Below are 17,980 nucleotides of genomic sequence, written 5' to 3'. Positions count from 1 at the left end.
ATATATATTTTATATATTTAATTCTATAACTATAAAAATAGATTGCTTTTTGAAAAGTTTTATATTAGAATATGATTTGATATATATCGAAACAAATTTATTTAGGAGGTATTGATATGAAATTTATAGACCTTATTCCAAATATTTGTGAAGGATTTCCCTTTGAGAAAGGAGATTTTGTTTTATTAAACTTTTGGGGTGATAATGAAGATTTAGAAATTTTAGATTTACTTTCAGAGAATATAAGTAAAAAGGGGGACATTCCTTTTAAACATCATTGCTCAAATTCTTTCTTTGAAAAGGTAGTTCTCAACTTGATCCGTAATAATCAGAAATTTTCACAAGAATACTTGAACTATCTATCATCTTTTAAACATGTAATAGATATATTCATGTATACACCAAGTTTACCTAATGGAATTTCTGAGCCAGAAATCCCTAAGTTTAAAGAGTATTTAGGCGAATTATTTAATTCTTTAACTCAAGATAAAAAATATTATATACAGCTTACTGTTCCTACAGAGATTAACGCTTCTAACGCTGGTTTAGACTATGATATTTATAATTCTGCTTTATGTAATGCTTTATCTGTAGACTTTCCTAAATTAAAAAAATCCTGTAAGGAAAAAGTAGAGAGCCTTAGGGATAAGAGCAGTGTGGAAATACTCACCGGAAAAGGGTATTCATTAAAATTAGATATTAGTAATAGGGAATGGTTTGTAGATGATGGATGTGGAGATTTTCCTCCAGGTGAAGTTTATATAGCACCTATAGAAAATAATAGCAATGGAGATTTATTAGTTTCTATAATGAATTTAAAGGGACAAATATATAAAGATGTACTTATGACCTTTAAAAATGGTAAACTTATAAGATCTTCTCACAAAGAAGTAGATGAATTTTTTAGCTCACTGCCAGAAAACTTCAAAATCCTATGTGAGTTTGGAATTGGACTAAACCCTCAAGTTAAAGATTTAATAGGTTTTACATCTATTGATGAAAAGGCTTTAGGCACTTACCATATAGGATTAGGAATGAACCATCTATTCGGCGGAGAAAATAATTGTCCCTTCCATATGGATTTTGTATTTACTTGTGATGATGTAATTTTAAATTAGATTTATTAGGAGGTAATTAATTACCTCCTATAAATCTAAATCTATGGAGTTAATCTTGTTCTATCTCTTGTAATTAATGAGGCTTCCCTTATATTTTCTAATTCAAGAAGCTGCATTGTTATTCTTTCAAGTCCAATGGCAAGACCACCATGAATAGGCATTCCATATTTAAATACAGAAGTGTAGTTATGATATTTCTCTGGATTTAAACCTTTATATTTTATATTATTAATTAACATATCATACTCATGAATCCTTTGTCCTCCAGTGGTTATTTCTATACCTCTAAATAACAAGTCAAAACTATGAGTTTCACTTTCTCCGCAAGGCATTGTATACATAGGTCTTTTCTTTCTTGGATAATGAGTCAAAAATATGAATTCACATCCCAATTTTTCCTTTGCATATTTACAGATTAACTTTTCTCCTTCAGGGTCTAAATCTCCATCAATATCAACTTTATTATATTCCCTTCTTAGAATTTCTAGAGCTTCACAAAATTTAATTCTTGGAATATTATCTTCTATTTTAGGTATAGTTATATTTAATAGTTCTAAATATTTCTGCCCTTCTTTTTCCACCTTGTCTAGTATATACTTTAAAAGACTTTCCTCCATATTCATTACATCTTCTTCACTCTCAATGAATCCCATCTCGAAATCCATGCCTATATATTCATTTAAATGCCTATTTGTATTATGCTGCTCTGCCCTATATACATGAGCCACTTCAAAAACTCTTTCATATCCAGCTCCAACCATCATTTGTTTATAAAACTGAGGCTTTGTGTAAGATATGCCTTATTTTCAAAATACTTCATTTCAAATATCTCTGTTCCTCCCTCAGCCCCTTCTGCTACGATTTTAGGCGTAAAAGTTTCCGTAAATCCTTCATTAATTAAAAACTCTCTAAATCCTTGTACTATAAGATTCTGTATTTTAAATATAGAGTTTATTTGTTTATGACGCAAACTTAAAATTCTATTATTTAGCATAGTATCTAAACTAATTTCTAATTCTTCTTTATTGATTTCAATAGGTAGCTCTTCTATTGCTTCATTTAGTATTTGAAAGTTTTCTACAAGAACCTCAAAGGGATTTAATGCGTTATTGCTTTCTTTCACTTCCCCTAAAATAGATACTACAGATTCCAATTTTATACTGCTAATATCCATTAATTTATTATCTATGACACATTGTACCAATCCCGTTCTATCTCTTAGGATTACAAAGGTAATTGCTTTGAGTTTTCTTATACGATGAATCCAGCCCTGAATCTTAATTTTTTGATTTACATAACTATTTAATTCTTCTACCATAATTCTTTTCATTCTTCATCTCTCCTTTTAAATTTATTAAATAAAAAACCCCTTGAGTTCTAGTACTCAAGGGGCGAAAATTCGCGGTGCCACCCTAATTAACTTATATTATCAGTCTATAAAACAAAACAATCACACTCTAATTAGAACAAATCTATTTCTAATTAAAAAAAGCTCTCACTCCCATACATATAGGAGTGAAAGCTTATACTTCACGGTGCCATCCTGTTTCAACTAAGCTAATAAACTTAAGTTATCTTTAATCCCTTTAACGGTGGAATCCGATTTATCTTACTTTGATTTTCAGATAAACTTCTCTAGGATGTCTTTCAATATTACTTTTCTCATGGAGCTTCCACCGACCTCCACTCGCTTTAGATACTAGGATAATATTTACTCTTCCCCTCAATGAATTTTATATCTTTTTATATTTATGGTAAAATATTATAATTTAATACTTATCTTGTCAAGAGAATTAAAATAAAATCTATCTTTTATTTTCTATTTCCATTGATTTAAAAAGGTGAAATTTATATAATTATCAAAATACCTCATTAAGAATCTTAATTTATACTTAATAGTTCTTTCACCATTTCCCTATTCTCAAAAAGTGCACAACCACCTTTATGCTCTTTTAGTATCTCATGAATACTTCTAACCTTTTCCAATAAGGGAGAATTTAATGCTTCCTCAAGTGTTACATCTTTTAGATTGATATCTGAATATGGAGCAAAAGGACATGGTTCTATTGACCCTGTTGAATTAATATGCACAAATCCTCGACCTGCTGCTAAACACCCTCCAAATTTTTCTTCGTCCCCAGGAAATGCTATGAATATTGCCCTATATTTTTCTCTTAATTCATCCATACTGACTTTAAGCTGCTCTCTCTGATCTGCTGATATTACAATACTTTCTGTGGAACTATCAAATGGAATATACTCAATAAAGAAAAATGCTCTACATCCTTTGTCTATATAAGTTCCAATAAATTCATCATTTAGGACATTTTCAAAATTCTCTGTTGTGATAGTTATTGATATCCCATAGAATATACTCTTTTTTGCAAGTAAATCAATGCTAGATAAGACCTTTTGAAATACTCCCTTACCTCTTCTTTTATCTGTTTGACATCTGTCTCCTTCAATGCTTATAACCGGCATTATATTTCTAGCTAAAGAAAAAATTTCAACCCATTCTTCATTTATTAACATCCCATTTGTAAACATAGGAAAAATGATCTCTGGAAACTTTATGCACTCTTTAACAACCTCTCCTTTAATAAGAGGTTCTCCTCCAGCTAACAATATAAATGATATGCCCAGTTCTTTTCCTTGGGCAAAAATATTTGACCATTGATTTTCATCAAGCTCTAATGAGTTATTATGAATTTTTTCTTTATCATAACATCCTCTACATCTTAAATTGCAAACACTTGTAATAGAGGCTATCATAAAAGGCGGTACATGAAGCCCTTTTTCTTCATATTTAACTCTAATTTTTTGTGCATTCCTTTGCTCTAATGCAATTTTTATAATACTCTTTGCTGATGTAAAATCTTTAAGAGCTATTTTGATAAAATCCTCCATAAGAAATTCTATTGATCTATTAAGCATTTCTGATAGCATTATATTAGATTCTTTTATATCGTTTAATTCTTCCATCATTGTCCCCCTAAATCATTATTTTCTAATACTATTCCAAAAGAAGTCTATATGATGATTTATTTGTATTTCAATATCATCAATATCAATATATTCTACATCCTTTAGCATAAATTCTTCATACATTTTATAAATTGCAAAAGCCTGAAATTCTTGAGAATATAAATATGGATTTCCTTCTCTAATAATTCCTTTATCCATAAGTTCCTTCATAAGCTTTTCCATGACTTTCCTTGGTTTATCTATAAACTCTTCTAAAAAAAAGTTTCTTATCTTTTGATTCTTAAATTGTTCTTTTATAATGATCTTTAAGATATTAATCATTTCAGGTCTTTTGAGAATATTAATAACACTATCAAATCCACCCTTGAGAATATAAAGGATTTTATCTTCTTTCAAATCAATGAGTGGTACTTCTTTTATCTCAAATACATCTCCCATTTGATAGAAAAGATTTCTATAATATTTGAATATCTCTTCAAGTATTTCTTCTTTACTATTAAAATGATTATATATAGAACTTCCCTTTATTCCTACAATATCAGCAATCTTTCGTATTGAAGTATTATCGTAACCCTGATCTGAAAACTGTTCTATAGCCACAGCTATAATCTTATTTTTTGTATCCATTAATTCTAAATCTTCATTAAATAAATCTGCCATCTTCCCACCCTCCTAACTAACACTGTTAGTTTTATATTATGCTAACAGTGTTAGTTTGTCAACAAATAAATTATATTCTAGTAAATATTTTATTTATTATAATATCCTACATATCTTGTATCCTTGACTATGGCTGTTTCTTCAAATATAATTTAGTTAAGCGAGGTGACGCATATGATTGAATGTAGCGTAAATAATTTAATTAAATATTATGGAGCAAATAAAGTTTTTGAGAATATATCCTTTGAACTGCATAGTAACGAAAGGGTTGGATTAATTGGACAAAATGGATGTGGCAAAACTACCTTAATGAAGGTTCTAATGGGTGTTGAGGATTATCATGGGGGAAATATTAGTTTTAGAAAAGGAAATAGAGTTGGATACCTAGACCAGATATTCAAATGCTCTGACGATACTACTGTGATAGAAATCCTTGAAATGCCATTTGAGAGTATATTTAATATTAAGCTAGAATTAAAAGCCTTCGAAGAACGCTTGAAGAATTTATCTGGTGAGGCATTAGAAATTGAAATGAAAAACTATGGTCTACTTATGGAAGAATTTGAACGCTGTGGCGGATATGACATAGAAACTAATATAAACAAAGTATGCAGTGGACTTTTTATCCCAGACAGCTTTAGGGAAAAAACATTTGAAGATTTAAGTGGCGGTGAAAAAACAAGAGTCCTTTTAGCAAGGTTACTCTTAGAAAATCCTGATATACTTTTATTAGATGAGCCTACTAACCATTTAGATATAAAATCTATTGAATGGCTGGAGGAATTTCTCTTAGGTTACAATGGTACTGTACTCATGGTCTCACACGATAGAAGCTTCCTAGATAAAGTAGCAAATAGAATCATTGAACTAGAACCTACTGCCACAAAAATATATGATGGAAACTACAGCTATTATATTGTAGAAAAGGAAAGACGATTTGAGCTTGAATATAATGCTTATATCAATAATCAAAGAAAAATCGAGAAAATGGAACAGCAAATTGAAAGATATAGAATTTGGGGTGCCATGAGAGATAGTGAGAAGATGTATAAACGTGCCAAGGAACTTGAGAAACGATTAGAAAAAGTGGAAGTATTAGATAGACCAACATTAGAAAACTCAAAAATTAGACTATCGGCTGATAACGTAAGTCGTTCAGGAAAAATTGTTCTTAATGTAGAGAACTTAAGTAAATGCTTTTCTAATAAGAAGTTATTTTCGGATATATCCTTTACTTTATTTTATCAAAATAAATTGTGTATAATGGGAGAAAACGGAAGTGGAAAAACAACTCTTCTAAAGATCATATTAGGAGAACTTGAGCCAGATAGCGGCAATCTGACCATAGGTTCCAGCATAAAGTTAGGATATTTACCACAAAACGTAGTTTTTGAAAATGAAGATATGACAATCCTCGATTATTTTGCTGCTAAACATAGTATCAATCAATTAGATGCAAGATCTGAACTAGCAAAAATGCTATTCATTAGAGATGATGTTCATAAGAAAATAAAGTCTTTATCTGGCGGAGAAAAATCTCGACTTAAATTATGTTCCTTAATATTCGATAAAGTTAATTTTATGATTCTAGACGAACCTACTAACCATTTAGATATTGATTCTAGAGAAGTTTTAGAGGAAACCCTCTCTAACTTTAATGGCACCATCCTTTTTGTCTCACACGACAGATATTTTGTTCAAAAAGTAGCTACAAAGATAATGATACTAGATAAATCTGGAGTAAGACTATATCCTATGACATACGATGAATATTTGGAAGTAAGGAAAAAAGAAATAACAGAGAAGATCGCAATTAAAGAGTTGAAACCAATTAAAACACAGCCAATAAAAACAACTAGAAAACCTAACAATGCTTTTAAAATAGCAAAGGCTGAAGAGGAAATTGAAGAATTGGAAAGCAAATTAAAATTTATTAATGAAGAAATGGCTTTAAACAGCGATAATGCTGATAGGTTATATGAACTCTTTGTTGAAAAGGAATCAATTGAAAAACAGCTTGAAGATTCTTATGAATTATGGGAAACACTTAATACCTAAAGTCCCTTTAGTTTTATATATTTATATCTAATATATAGACCTTAGCTTTATGCTAGGGTCTATACTTAGAAAAGGTTATACTGTATCTATAACCTTTTTATTGACTTTCTTAAAGCTTCCTCCGTTTTTGTCTCTATTACAACCGTTAAATTATTTTCCTCTGCAAATTTAATCCTTTCTTTTATAGGAATAATCCCTTCAAATAGAATTTGATGGTCACTATTTCCATTGTAATCATGTAAATGCATGTGACTTACTTTATGAGGATTTTTCAAATATATTTCTTTCATTTTATAATTAGACATAGCATCATGTCCAACATCCCATGTAAAGTATAAGTCATCTATGCTAGCCATCTTTCTAAAAGCTTCTTCCATAAAGTCATGTACTTTCATATTTTCTACACATACTTTTATTCCTAAGGGTTTAGCAATATCTATTATTTTAATCATAGAATCTATAAACTTTTCAATAAATATTTCCCTGTGTCTATCATAGACAAATACTTTCTCCTCAGGTAAGGTAAAATAAATTCCCGGATTTAAGTGAATATTTATTTTCTCTACTCTAAATTTAGAAGCCCATATTGCCATATTATTAAACAATAGAATATTAGCATGTCTTATTTCATCATAGAAACATCCAAAATCAATTTCTTCAGGAAAATGAAGCGTAAAGTTAATATTATATTCTTCCATTAATTTTAACATTTTTTCTGGATTATTCTTATCTGGCATACAATAAGGTAAATTCATATTTAATTCTACAAAATCTAATTCTAATTCATTACATAATATTACATTATCTAAAATAGTATCTTTTTCAATTAAAGTAGGCATGCCAAATTTACAAGTCATTACATTCCTCCCGCTATAAATATAATAATTTCTTAAAATAAACTAATCTAAAGCTCCAAATATTCAATTTTTATTTATGATTTTCTAATCTATATACAACCATATTGTAAACTTTGCTGCTAAGGTATCCTTCCTCTTGAACTCTATTTATCTCAACAAATTTGCATTTCTCTAAAAGATTAATTGATTTAAGATTATTTTCCTCTGTATATGCTAATATTTCCTCCAAGTTCATTATATTAAAACCATATTCAATTACACTTAATAACGATTCTTTCATTAATCCTTGGCCTTGATAATCAGGCATAATTCCATATCCTAATTCTCCGATTTTTTGTTCTTCATTAATGTTCCAGATGCAAACAGTTCCTATAACTTTATGTGATTGTTTATATTCTATTGCCCATATAATCCATTTATTATCATCGATGCCTTCATTCATTCTATCAATGTAAGCTCTTGTTTCATAGATATCTTCCTCTAGCTTCATATCTGTATATTCGTTCATTCGTGGATCTTTTCTCATTTCAAATAGATCTTTAGCATCATTAGAATTCATTCTTCTGAGAATAAGATTTTTCGTTTCCATATTAGGAAAAGGATTGAAATCTATCATTTTAATTACCTGCCTTCGTACTATTTTTATAATCATAAATAAATACGCTATTCCCTATTTATATATTAATACCCTTAATGCATAAGTAAATTATTCATAATTATTGATTTGCAATACCTATATAACATATATTACCATTAATTCCTTGCTAATATCATAAAAATTTTATGATAAAATAAATTAATTATTTTTTAAAAGCTAAAACTTTTTAGACAGCATATCCGTCTATATAATGTAAGATGAAAAAAGGCATCTATACAATTGAAGGGAGAAATTCGTACGAATGGCAAATAATTTAGAAAATCAACTTGAAGACTATATTATTAAAAATAAAGAACTTTTTTATAGGCTAGCTTATAGTTATGTTAAAAATATTGATGATGCCTTAGATGTTGTTCAAGAATCTATCTATAAAGCTTTTTCATCTATTGATTCCTTAAAAGATTTTGGCTATATAAAAACCTGGTTTTATAGAATTATAGTAAATGTTTCTCTAGATCTTCTCCGTAAGCGAAAACGGGAAATTATAACTGACGAAGAATTTATATTAAGTAATGACGTTGGTGCAGTTGACCATTATACAGATATAGACTTAAAAAAAGCCTTAGAAACTTTACCCGAGAGCTATAGAAGTATAATAGTGTTAAGATTTTTCGAAGACTTGAAACTAGAAGAAATTGCAGAAATTTTAGATCAAAATATTAATACTGTGAAAACCCGTCTCTATAAAGCATTAGAAATATTACGCTTATCAATGGATGATGAAGATAAGGAGGCTAAAAATGGATAACAGAAAGTTAGAACAACTAAAACAAGAACATATAGATATTCAAATTCCAGAAGAATTAGACCTTTTAGTAAGAAGTTCAATAAAACAGGGGAGGAAAAACATGAAAAGAAAAAATAATATTAAAAAAATAAAGATAGCATCAGCTTCAGTGGCTGCATCCGTTGTTCTATTAACAGCAGGAGTGAATACTAGTCCAGTACTTGCAGATACATTGTCAAAAGTACCTGTTGTAGGCGGCATAGTACAGGTATTGACTTTCAGAGAGTATAAAGTAGATGAAAATAATTATGATGCAAATATCAAAGTTCCAGAAATACAAGGACTAGAAAATAAAGAATTGCAAAATAGTTTAAATGAAAAATATTTAAATGAAAGTAAGGAATTATATGACCAATTTATGAAAGACATAAAGGAACTAGAAGAAGCAGGGGGAGGTCATTTAGGAGTAGACAATGGATATATAGTCAAAACTGATACAGATAAAATACTTTCCATAGGTCGTTATGTTGTAAACACGGTAGCTTCATCTTCAACAACATTCAAATACGATACTATAGATAAAGAAAAACAAATTTTGATAACGTTACCTAGTTTATTTAAAGATGATACTTATGTGGATATCATCAGCAATAATATTAAAAGTCAGATGAAAGAGCAAATGAAATCCGACGAAGACAAATTTTATTGGGTTGAAGAAGGAGAAGAACCTATAGAACTATTTGAAAAAATTTCAAATGAACAAAGTTTTTATATCAATGATAAAGGAAAATTAGTGATTTCATTTGATAAATACGAAGTAGCTCCTGGATACATGGGTACACCTGAGTTTGTTGTTCCAACAGAAGCAATATCTGACATCTTAGTAGGAAATGAGTATATAAAGTAATAAGTTTTAGTAAATTACCCCTTAAATATTTAAAAATAATTTTACCCTCTTAATCATAATGAATAAGAGGGTAAATCTATATTTATTAAGATTCTTTTGGAAACATTAAATCTTCTTTAAAGTCTTTTATAACCTTATCAAGTAATTCGTAATCTACTACACATCCATACTTATTATCAATTCTATCAAGTTTTATAACCTTAGCCTGAAGCAAATTGTTTATATGGTAAGATATGGTTGCACTAGATACACCTAAAGCATTTGCTATTTCTTTTGTAGATGTTTCTCCTGAAGATATTAATTTTAATACTTCATACCTAGTTTTATCTCCTAGGTTTTTGAAAACCTGTATCCTTCCATTTATTTTATTCTCATTTATTTCCTTCATTTTTCTAAAAGCCTTTTCCATTTTCAATCCCCAGGCTACATAATGGTACTTACCTACATCTGATATGGCAATAGCCATAGGCATTATTAGAGAAATTAATATATTGTTTTCTTCATTATTCATAATTTTGGGGTCAATTATAGAATAAGTTATTTCTTCCAAGCCTTTTGCACCATTTTTATTTAAGAAGTCTACTAGATACTGTCCATAAGCTTTTACTTCATTTTCATATAATGAATAAATTTCCTCGAAGATAGGCAGTAGTTTATTCATTAAATCAATATATGTTTTCATATACTTAGTAGGTTCTTCCACGATTAAAAACAGAGTCCATTTTGTAGATGCTTCAATTGGCAAATCCTTTATAATTGAAACTAATTCATTTTTATTTAGACTAATGGTTTCAGCCTTGTTCATAATCTCATCTGAATATTGGTGATTATTTTCATTTCTTGAAATTATCGAATAAGCAATGCATTGATTAATGTCTTTTTCATTTAAAGTTGATAACATTTCCAAATATTTTTTTTCATTTTCATAACCAAATATTCTTTTTGTCTTTGAAATTAATCCTATAAAATCATAATCTCCAACAAAATTGTTCATATAAAACAATTCTATTTCTTTTGCATATGGTTTTAATTTATCTTCTACCTTATTAATTAAATCAAAGTAATCATCCATTGGAAATTTTTCGTAGTCATAATCTTCCTTTGAATTTTCATAACGTTCCTTAACAAAGATTAAATTTGGAAACTCCAAAAAATCATATATTCTACTTTCTATAGGATAAAACTTAAACTTCATTTATCACATCTCCTATTAATTCAGATTCTCGTTTAATTTCTGACTTATCTTCTAATTCATCATAGCTTATTAAGGCAGCCTTATATTTCATAACAGTTATAACCAATATAAATCCACTTATGATTATTACAATACTTGGAAGTATTATATCATATAGAAATCCAAAAAGCATTTGCCTATTGGGATAAACACTGTAACTGCTAAGTTAAAAACTGTCGATGTTCTTCCCATCAGTTCCAAAGGAACTATTTGATTGAAAAGAGTACCTAAAGCTATATTAGCCACGGTAGCTAATATACCTACCATAAATGAAATACTCAGCAATCCAATATATGGAATTATATTTGTATTAAAAGCATTTACAAATATATTTGATGGTATAATTGCCATAATTAATATTAGAAAAGATATAAATATAAAGCTTGTAAAACAGAGCCTACCTATTTTTACTTTCTTAATAATACTACCACAGAGAATTGGTGCTACTAGCATAGATGCTGATAAGATCATTTGAAAAATACCAAATTGAAAGTCATTGGTTTTTAATACTTCTTTAATTATAAATATCAATCCAATGGAAAATAAAGGTCCTATGCAAAAATTAATTATGGTTCCTAGACTTATCATAGTAGATATTAGTCTATTGCTCTTAATTATATTTATTCCCTCCATTAAATCTGTCTTAAAAACATTCATATTAATCTTCTTTGGAGCTTTATGATTCTTAGGTATATTTATAAACATCTCACTAATAGCAGATAATAGAAAGCTAATAGAGTTTACTATCAATATAACCCTCATACCAAAAGTCCCATAAATAAAAGATGCCAAAACAGGCGCCAATATATTTCCTATATTCATTACAAGAGAATTTAGTAAATTAGCTTCTAATAATTCTTCTTTCTCTACTATACTAGGTAAAACTGCTGACATTGCTGAGTGAAAAAATATTTCAGTAATTTCTAATAGAATAACTAAAATATAAATCATAGGAATAGATATACCTCCATTGATTATATAAATTACTGCAAATGTCCCAATTATGATTGAATTTAAGAAGTCCAATAATACTATAGTTTTTTTCTATCAAACCAATCTCCAAATACTCCAGCTATAGGAGATAATATTATTCTTGGTAAAATAGATATTGACAACATAGATGCAAAAATTGTAGCAGATCCAGTAAGTGCTAACACGTATAATGATAATGCAAATTGCTGCATATTGCTACCTAGCAAAGAAACTAACTTACCTAATATTAATAAGGAAAAATCTTTTCGTTTAATAAGTTTTAAATTCATTGCACTACCTCCCTGTATTATCTCTTTACTATACATTATACAAATAATTATCTAATGTCAATATAAAATTAGATAATTATCTAATTTTTATGCATTTGTTGAGTTTTATCTAAAAATCAAATAAAGATATCCCTCAATTATCTTGGGGGATATCTTTATTTAATATTATTTTTCATATTATTTTCAGATTTCAAGGCTTCATTATAATTTTTAATGATTTATATTTTATCTTCTAATGAATTTTATATAACTCTTATCAATCGTCTTGTATAATTAGTAACAAATTCAACTAAATCATAGCTTCCACCATGCAAACACCAATCAAATATTACTCCTCTTAGTGAAATAAACAGATATCTTACAATTTCCTCTGATTGCATATCTGTATTTATTTGGCCCGATTCTTTTCCAGCATCTATTATATCTTTTAATACAGATTGCATATGCCTACCTTCTTCTATAAATAAAATATTACTTGTACTATATATCTGTTTTAATTGATCTATCTTTATAGCTTCACAGTACTTAGCATAGTGTGCAAAGAAATTTACTATATTTTCATAAGCATCTTGTCCAGTTGATACATTTGAAACAGTATTTAAGAAATAATCATCTGCTATTCTAAATATTTCATTCAATATATCTTGCTTTGATTTAAAATAGTTATAAAATGAACCTACAGATACACCAGCCTTAGTGCATATTTCCTCTACAGTAATATTTTCAAATCCTTTTTTTTCAACTAAACTCATGGCAGCATTGTAGATATTTTCATAGGTAATCTGTGCCTGAATTTGCCTCTTATTAAGTCTTTTATTCATATTAATTCTCCCTTAGACTATTATTATATAAATTATACATCACAATAGTGTTTTGTCAAAATTATACTCTTTTGATAAATATTTATTAAACATTATTGACATTTTATTAACCAAATTATATAATGAATTCATTCACTGAATGCATTCATCGAATTAGTTCATAATAAAATATTTTAAACATTAAAATATAAAAAGGGGGAGTTTTATTGAAAAATTTTAAAAGGTTATTGTCCTTATTATTAGTAATTTCTATGGTTTTATCGTTGGCAGGATGTAAAAAAGCTACTGAAACAAATAATTCTACTTTATTTAAACCGGGTAAATACATAGGTGAAGGAAAAGGAATTAATGGTACAGTAAAAGTCGAAGTTACAGTAACTGAAGATGAAATAACAGATATTAAAGTATTAGAGCATAATGAGACCCCAGGTGTAAGCGATTTAGCTATTGACGATCTTCCTCTTCAAATTATTGAAGCTCAAGGTTTGGGGATTGATACTGTTGCAGGTGCTACAATGTCAAGTAATGCTATATTAGAGGCTGTTGGTCAAGCTTTAGAAAAGGCTGGAGCAAATATTGAAGCTCTAAAAGAAAAAACTGTTGGGAATGACTTTTCTTCAGCTACTGTTACGGAAAAACAAGTTGATGTTGTTGTAATAGGTGGAGGTGGTGCTGGATTAGCCGCTGCAGTATCAGCACATCAAAATGGGGCAAGTGTAATCATACTAGAAAAAATGCCTAGAGTTGGAGGAAATACCATGATCTCTGGTGCATCTTATAATGCTGTTGACCCTAAAAGACAGGAAGCACAAGGTATAGAGGATTCTGTAGATAAACACTTTCAACAAACCTATGAAGGTGGAGATAAGCTTGGAAATCCAGAACTTATAAGAATATTAGTTGATAATGCTTACCCTACCATTGAATGGCTAGAAAGTATGGGTATGGAGTTCAAAGATACACTTCATACTGTTCTTGGTGGACTATGGCCTAGAGCTCATGCACCAGTTGAACCTTTAGGTACAGGATTTATCAATACCTATATGAACTATATCAAAGAAAATAATACTGAAATGGAAGTATTAGTTAATACAGAAGCTACTGAACTTATAATGAAAAATAACAAAGTTATAGGTGTTAAAGCTAAAAGCCCAGATGGAGAATTAATCCTTAAATCTAATAATGGCGTAATTATAGCAACTGGCGGTTTTGCAGGAAATGTTGAAATGAGAGATGAATATAATAAGAATTGGCCGTCATTGACAAATCTTAAAACTACAAATCATCCTGGTGCAACAGGAGATGGGCTAGCTATGGCAAAGGCAATAGGTGCAAATCTTATAGATATGGAACAAATTCAATTATTGCCTATGGGAGATCCTAATACAGGAAGCTTAAGTGGAAATATCGAACAAGGTGTTGAAAATCGTATCTTCGTAAATAAAAGCGGAAATCGTTTTGTTGACGAAGGAGCTCGTAGAGACGTAATGACAAAGGCATTATTTGAACAAGAAGACTCCTTCATGTGGGTAATTCTTGATAGTCATTCATATCCCACTGGCGATGTTAGAAATCACTTTAATGAAAGTATTGATGAGTTAGTTACAGAGGGTAGAGCTTATAAAGCTGATACCTTAGAAGACCTTGCTAAACAAATAGGGATTAATCCTGAAAACTTAGTAGAATCTGTTAATAAGTTTAATAGTTGTGTTGAAACTAGTAAAACAGATGAATTTGGTAGAACTCTATATCAGTTTAAAATTGATACTGCACCTTTCTATGCAGGTGCAAGAGTTCCAACTGTTCACCATACAATGGGAGGAATACAGATCAATACAAGTGCACAGGTATTAGATAATAATGGAAATGTAATACCCGGACTTTATGCAGCTGGTGAAGTTACTGGAGGTATTCATGGTACTAACCGTTTAGGAGGAAATGCATTAGCTGATATTAGTGTATTTGGAAAAATTGCTGGAGAAAATGCAGCAAAAAATAATCAATAATAATTTAGAAAAAACTAGCCTCTCTGCTATATAGCAAAGAGGCTAGTTTTATTAATTCCTGCCTTTATATACTATTTAAAAACTCTGAAATTTCATCATAGGTTTTGAAAAGCATTATTTTCTAATGAAATTTTAATCTTCAGTTAATAATCTTTTAATTATATTACTTTATTATATAAATATAGAAAATAATCAAATGGAGGTATTAAAATGGAAATTACTCTTGAACAAATTGATTTAATAAGAAAAAGAGCCAATGTAAGTTATAAGGAAGCTAAGGAAGCATTAGAAAAATTTAATGGAAGTATAGTTGAAACTTTATCTTTCCTTGAAGAACAAAATAAAATAAAATCTGAAGGAGGAATTAAAGATTCTTCTTTTATGAAAAACATTCAAGATTCTGCATCAAGATTAAATAAAATCAATTTTATCATATATAAAAATGAAAAGACCGTATTAAATATTTCTTCCTTAATTGCCTTAACAATAGGAGTATTTACTTTACCTTTCTCCATAGCTGTAATACTTTTACTTGTATTGACACATCATAAGATAAGGCTTGAAAAAGATAATGGAGAAGAATGTAGCATAAACGATAAAATTGATAAGATATCTAATGACTTAACTTCTGCTACAGATAAAATTGTAAATGAATTTAAATAATAAATAGAGCCTGCTGAATAAATCAGCAGGTTTTATTTATACTGTTTCTAGAATCATAAAGATAGTATAATGATATTTAAAGGAGTGGTTGTTATGGATAATAAAAAAATCTTAATTATAGAAGATGAGATCAAAATAAGTAGATTTCTTCAGTTAGAACTTGAACATGAAGGCTATATTGTAAATACTGAACAAGATGGAAGACTTGGATTAGAAAAAGCCCTCCAAAAAGACTATGACCTTATTCTATTAGATGTAATGCTTCCATCTCTAAATGGGATGGAGATATTGAGAAGATTAAGAACAACCTCTCAAGTTCCTGTTATCATGCTTACAGCTAAAGATGAAGTAATGGACAAGGTAATGGGGCTAGACATAGGAGCTGACGATTATATTACAAAGCCCTTTGCAATAGAAGAATTATTAGCTAGAATAAGGGTAATCTTTAAACATAGTAGAATTCCTGCTACTGAGCCAAATATTATTCAAATAGATAAATTAGTTCTTGATATGGATAAATACTCTTTAACCTATGATAAAGACCCTATTGATCTAACTAAAAAAGAATTTGATTTACTTAAATATCTTATGCTAAATAAAGGGATTGTCTTGACAAGAGATAATATTCTGGAAAAAGTTTGGGGCTATGATTATGTAGGAGATACAAATGTAGTAGACGTATATATACGTTATCTTAGAAGTAAAATTGATGATAAATATAATAAAAAATTCATCCATACTATTCGAGGAGTGGGGTATCAATTAAAAGATGAATAAATCAAATCTAGGGCCAGTATTTACATTTTTATATAAAATTATTAAGAATGTATTGTATATTGCAGTGTATATATTGCAATTCTTATTTGACTTATTAAAGAAATCTATAGAAAAAATAAGTAATAGACTTAGATTCTCTATAACATTTAAACTAACCCTTAGTTACGTATTTATTTTTATATTAATATCTATTATAACTAATACTCTTATCATAGTAGGATTCATACGCTATGTTGGTAATACTCCTTATTATGATTATGTAACAATCTTGGCACTTATCCTATTAGCTTCTAATGTATTAGGTATACTTCTTATAGTATTGATTGGATCAAAGGCAAGCAGAAAACTTCTTTCTCCAATAGATACGATGACAAAAATGGTAAAAGAAATATCTATAAATGACCTAGATAAAAGGCTAGACGTAAGGGGATCGAAAAATGAATTAAAAGATCTTGCTATAACCTTTAATGACACCCTCAACAGGCTTGAAGAATCCATAGAAAAACAAAATCAATTTATTTCTGATGCATCCCATGAGCTCAGAACCCCTATTTCAGTAATACAAGGATATACAAACCTGCTTAATAGATGGGGAAAAGATGATAAAGAAGTTCTTGAAGAGTCTCTTGAAGCCATTAAAAATGAATCTGAAAACATGAAAAACCTCGTTGAAAATCTACTTTTCCTAGCTCGTGGAGATAAACATACTCAAAAAGTAGCTAAAGAAGATTTTCCTCTCAGCAAACTCATAGAAGAAATATTAACAGAAACTAAATTAATTGATGATAGTCACATAATAACCATTGAAAAAAATGAGGAGATCATTGTAAAAGCAGATAAAAACCTCATAAAAGAAGCATTAAGAATATTTCTAGATAATAGTATAAAATATACTCCTGCTGGAGGTACTGTAAAATTAATGTCTTATGAAAGAAATGGCAAAGCTGTAATAACTATAGAAGATAGTGGTATAGGGATTTCAAAAGAACATCTTCCTCATATCTTTGATAGATTTTATAGGACTGACAAATCAAGAACCAGAGAAAGTGGGGGAACAGGTCTGGGACTATCTATAGCAAAATGGATCATAGACAATCATTCTGGTAACATTGATATTGATAGCAAAATAAATGTAGGAACAAAAGTTACTGTAGAATTGCCTTTACGATAAATAGTAAATATAAATAATAGGGACAACCCCTGGAGCTTTAGCTTGGGAGTTGTCCTTAAATATTACTTATCTATCC

At 29.1% G+C, this 17,980-nt stretch carries 16 protein-coding genes, 1 pseudogene and 1 other annotated feature; of the genes and pseudogenes, 8 read left to right on the top strand and 9 right to left on the bottom strand.

Translation table 11 applies throughout. The features are described 5' to 3' along the window. The first annotated feature begins 116 nt into the window (after positions 1 to 116). The gene (locus CIW83_RS11740) at positions 117 to 1,118 is read left to right on the top strand and encodes an aminopeptidase (RefSeq protein ID WP_094901394.1); all 1,002 of its coding nucleotides are present in this window, start codon (positions 117 to 119) and stop codon (positions 1,116 to 1,118) included. A gap of 41 nt (positions 1,119 to 1,159) precedes the next feature. Here CIW83_RS11740 and aspS read toward each other — a convergent pair. The 3 genes and pseudogenes from aspS to CIW83_RS11725 all read right to left on the bottom strand — a co-directional run bounded on the left by aspS (position 1,160) and on the right by CIW83_RS11725 (position 4,763). Then, positions 1,160 to 2,436: pseudogene (gene aspS, locus CIW83_RS23710) on the bottom strand (aspartate--tRNA(Asn) ligase). 190 nt (positions 2,437 to 2,626) lie between these two features. Beyond that, positions 2,627 to 2,854 (bottom strand) — a binding site (T-box leader). 145 nt (positions 2,855 to 2,999) lie between these two features. After that, on the bottom strand, positions 3,000 to 4,100 hold the full coding sequence (locus CIW83_RS11730; protein ID WP_158220106.1) for a radical SAM protein: 1,101 nt from the start codon (positions 4,098 to 4,100) through the stop codon (positions 3,000 to 3,002). An 18-nt stretch (positions 4,101 to 4,118) separates the two neighbouring features. Continuing rightward, the gene (locus CIW83_RS11725) at positions 4,119 to 4,763 is read right to left on the bottom strand and encodes a TetR/AcrR family transcriptional regulator (protein WP_094901390.1); all 645 of its coding nucleotides are present in this window, start codon (positions 4,761 to 4,763) and stop codon (positions 4,119 to 4,121) included. 174 nt (positions 4,764 to 4,937) lie between these two features. On the opposite strand from CIW83_RS11725, the gene abc-f reads away from it, so the two are divergent. After that, on the top strand, positions 4,938 to 6,821 hold the full coding sequence (gene abc-f / locus CIW83_RS11720) for a ribosomal protection-like ABC-F family protein (protein ID WP_094901388.1): 1,884 nt from the start codon (positions 4,938 to 4,940) through the stop codon (positions 6,819 to 6,821). Between the two features lie 86 nt (positions 6,822 to 6,907). Here the strand turns inward: abc-f and CIW83_RS11715 are convergent, their stop codons facing one another. Both CIW83_RS11715 and CIW83_RS11710 read right to left on the bottom strand, forming a co-directional pair. After that, positions 6,908 to 7,678: a sugar phosphate isomerase/epimerase gene (locus CIW83_RS11715; RefSeq protein ID WP_094901386.1), complete on the bottom strand. Its 771-nt coding sequence runs from the start codon at positions 7,676 to 7,678 to the stop codon at positions 6,908 to 6,910. Positions 7,679 to 7,748: 70 nt separating this feature from the next. Continuing rightward, on the bottom strand, positions 7,749 to 8,294 hold the full coding sequence (locus CIW83_RS11710) for a GNAT family N-acetyltransferase (protein WP_094901384.1): 546 nt from the start codon (positions 8,292 to 8,294) through the stop codon (positions 7,749 to 7,751). 283 nt (positions 8,295 to 8,577) lie between these two features. Between CIW83_RS11710 and CIW83_RS11705 the strand changes: the two genes are divergently transcribed. Next, entirely contained in the window at positions 8,578 to 9,084 is a 507-nt protein-coding gene (locus tag CIW83_RS11705; protein WP_094901382.1) for an RNA polymerase sigma factor, read from the top strand. After that, positions 9,077 to 9,970, top strand: a complete 894-nt coding sequence (locus CIW83_RS11700) for a DUF3298 and DUF4163 domain-containing protein (RefSeq protein ID WP_094901380.1) — start codon at positions 9,077 to 9,079, stop codon at positions 9,968 to 9,970. The genes CIW83_RS11705 and CIW83_RS11700 overlap by 8 nt, the downstream gene beginning before the upstream one ends. A gap of 85 nt (positions 9,971 to 10,055) precedes the next feature. On the opposite strand, the gene CIW83_RS11695 is transcribed toward CIW83_RS11700, so the two are convergent. The 4 genes from CIW83_RS11695 to CIW83_RS11675 all read right to left on the bottom strand — a co-directional run bounded on the left by CIW83_RS11695 (position 10,056) and on the right by CIW83_RS11675 (position 13,287). Beyond that, positions 10,056 to 11,165: a helix-turn-helix transcriptional regulator gene (locus CIW83_RS11695; RefSeq protein WP_094901378.1), complete on the bottom strand. Its 1,110-nt coding sequence runs from the start codon at positions 11,163 to 11,165 to the stop codon at positions 10,056 to 10,058. A gap of 144 nt (positions 11,166 to 11,309) precedes the next feature. Further along, on the bottom strand, positions 11,310 to 12,230 hold the full coding sequence (locus CIW83_RS11685; RefSeq protein WP_158220105.1) for an MFS transporter: 921 nt from the start codon (positions 12,228 to 12,230) through the stop codon (positions 11,310 to 11,312). 5 nt (positions 12,231 to 12,235) lie between these two features. Continuing rightward, a complete protein-coding gene (locus CIW83_RS11680) occupies positions 12,236 to 12,466 on the bottom strand; it encodes an MFS transporter (RefSeq protein WP_094901372.1) in 231 nt (76 codons plus the stop codon). A gap of 242 nt (positions 12,467 to 12,708) precedes the next feature. Beyond that, positions 12,709 to 13,287, bottom strand: coding sequence for a TetR/AcrR family transcriptional regulator (locus tag CIW83_RS11675; protein WP_094901370.1), 579 nt, complete (start codon positions 13,285 to 13,287; stop codon positions 12,709 to 12,711). Positions 13,288 to 13,493: 206 nt separating this feature from the next. On the opposite strand from CIW83_RS11675, the gene CIW83_RS11670 reads away from it, so the two are divergent. The 4 genes from CIW83_RS11670 (at position 13,494) to CIW83_RS11655 (ending at position 17,904) form a co-directional block, all read left to right on the top strand. Beyond that, on the top strand, positions 13,494 to 15,293 hold the full coding sequence (locus CIW83_RS11670) for a flavocytochrome c (RefSeq protein ID WP_201259835.1): 1,800 nt from the start codon (positions 13,494 to 13,496) through the stop codon (positions 15,291 to 15,293). Between the two features lie 210 nt (positions 15,294 to 15,503). Then, positions 15,504 to 15,956: a DUF4342 domain-containing protein gene (locus CIW83_RS11665; protein WP_094901368.1), complete on the top strand. Its 453-nt coding sequence runs from the start codon at positions 15,504 to 15,506 to the stop codon at positions 15,954 to 15,956. Between the two features lie 93 nt (positions 15,957 to 16,049). Beyond that, on the top strand, positions 16,050 to 16,733 hold the full coding sequence (locus CIW83_RS11660) for a response regulator transcription factor (protein ID WP_094901366.1): 684 nt from the start codon (positions 16,050 to 16,052) through the stop codon (positions 16,731 to 16,733). Beyond that, entirely contained in the window at positions 16,726 to 17,904 is a 1,179-nt protein-coding gene (locus CIW83_RS11655) for a cell wall metabolism sensor histidine kinase WalK (RefSeq protein ID WP_094901364.1), read from the top strand. The genes CIW83_RS11660 and CIW83_RS11655 overlap by 8 nt, the downstream gene beginning before the upstream one ends. The last annotated feature ends 76 nt before the right edge of the window (positions 17,905 to 17,980 follow it).

The organism is Tissierella sp. P1, from assembly GCF_002266425.1.
GTDB classification, from domain to species: Bacteria; Bacillota; Clostridia; order Tissierellales; family Tissierellaceae; genus Tissierella; species Tissierella carlieri.
This window is presented reverse-complemented; position numbering and strand designations above follow the sequence as displayed.

Coding starts and splice junctions, on each gene's coding strand:
- CIW83_RS11680 (WP_094901372.1), bottom strand. CDS start 12,466: ATGAATTTAAAACTTATTAAACGAAAAGATTTTTCCTTATTAATATTA.
- CIW83_RS11740 (WP_094901394.1), top strand. CDS start 117: ATGAAATTTATAGACCTTATTCCAAATATTTGTGAAGGATTTCCCTTT.
- CIW83_RS11730 (WP_158220106.1), bottom strand. CDS start 4,100: ATGGAAGAATTAAACGATATAAAAGAATCTAATATAATGCTATCAGAA.
- abc-f (WP_094901388.1), top strand. CDS start 4,938: ATGATTGAATGTAGCGTAAATAATTTAATTAAATATTATGGAGCAAAT.
- CIW83_RS11695 (WP_094901378.1), bottom strand. CDS start 11,165: ATGAAGTTTAAGTTTTATCCTATAGAAAGTAGAATATATGATTTTTTG.
- CIW83_RS11715 (WP_094901386.1), bottom strand. CDS start 7,678: ATGACTTGTAAATTTGGCATGCCTACTTTAATTGAAAAAGATACTATT.
- CIW83_RS11665 (WP_094901368.1), top strand. CDS start 15,504: ATGGAAATTACTCTTGAACAAATTGATTTAATAAGAAAAAGAGCCAAT.
- CIW83_RS11675 (WP_094901370.1), bottom strand. CDS start 13,287: ATGAATAAAAGACTTAATAAGAGGCAAATTCAGGCACAGATTACCTAT.
- CIW83_RS11660 (WP_094901366.1), top strand. CDS start 16,050: ATGGATAATAAAAAAATCTTAATTATAGAAGATGAGATCAAAATAAGT.
- CIW83_RS11725 (WP_094901390.1), bottom strand. CDS start 4,763: ATGGCAGATTTATTTAATGAAGATTTAGAATTAATGGATACAAAAAAT.
- CIW83_RS11655 (WP_094901364.1), top strand. CDS start 16,726: ATGAATAAATCAAATCTAGGGCCAGTATTTACATTTTTATATAAAATT.
- CIW83_RS11710 (WP_094901384.1), bottom strand. CDS start 8,294: ATGATAGATTTCAATCCTTTTCCTAATATGGAAACGAAAAATCTTATT.
- CIW83_RS11700 (WP_094901380.1), top strand. CDS start 9,077: ATGGATAACAGAAAGTTAGAACAACTAAAACAAGAACATATAGATATT.
- CIW83_RS11705 (WP_094901382.1), top strand. CDS start 8,578: ATGGCAAATAATTTAGAAAATCAACTTGAAGACTATATTATTAAAAAT.